General features: G+C 76.4%; 1 protein-coding gene. It reads left to right on the top strand.

The window, feature by feature from the left end:
• Positions 1–588, top strand: a 588-nt coding sequence (locus tag J0695_RS39085; protein WP_206969612.1) for an AfsR/SARP family transcriptional regulator, incomplete at both ends; no start/stop codon positions are given.

Here is a 588-nt window from a genome sequence, read left to right as displayed (position 1 = left end):
CACGACGCCCCCGCCGCCCTCCAGGCCCTGATCGCCCGCCTCCGCCGCACCCTCGGCAAGGACGCGATCACCTCGACCCCCGGCGGCTACCGCCTGGAGGCGGAACGCACCGACATCGACCTGTACGACTTCGAGCACCGCACCCGCTCAGCGGCCGCCCGGCTCGAAGCCGGTGCTCCCGCCGAAGCCGCCGAGACCCTGCGCGCCGCCCTGGCCCTCTGGCGCGGCCCCGCCCTGGCCGACCTTCCCGGCACCGACCATGCCGTACGCCCCGAGGCACAGCGCCAGGCCGCCCACCGCCTCCGCATCGAAGCGGACCTCCGCGCGGGCACGGACCCCAACGCGCTCCTCCCCGAGCTGACGGAACTGACAGCGGCGCACCCCTACGACGAACCGCTCCGCGCCCAGCTCATCCGCGCCCTGCGCGCGGCGGGCCGCCCCGCCGAGGCGCTCCGTGCGTACGAGAAAGCCCGCCGCACCCTGGCCGACGAACTGGGCACCGACCCGGGCCAGGAACTCCGAGCCCTGCAGGCCGAGTTGCTGACCCCACCCGCCGAGCCCGCACCCCTCTCCGAAGCACCCCCCGCA

Source organism: Streptomyces beijiangensis (genome assembly GCF_017315755.1).
In the GTDB taxonomy this organism is placed as follows: Bacteria; Actinomycetota; Actinomycetes; order Streptomycetales; family Streptomycetaceae; genus Streptomyces; species Streptomyces beijiangensis.
Note: the sequence above shows the minus strand (reverse complement) of the source record. Positions and strands in the feature narration are given on the sequence as shown.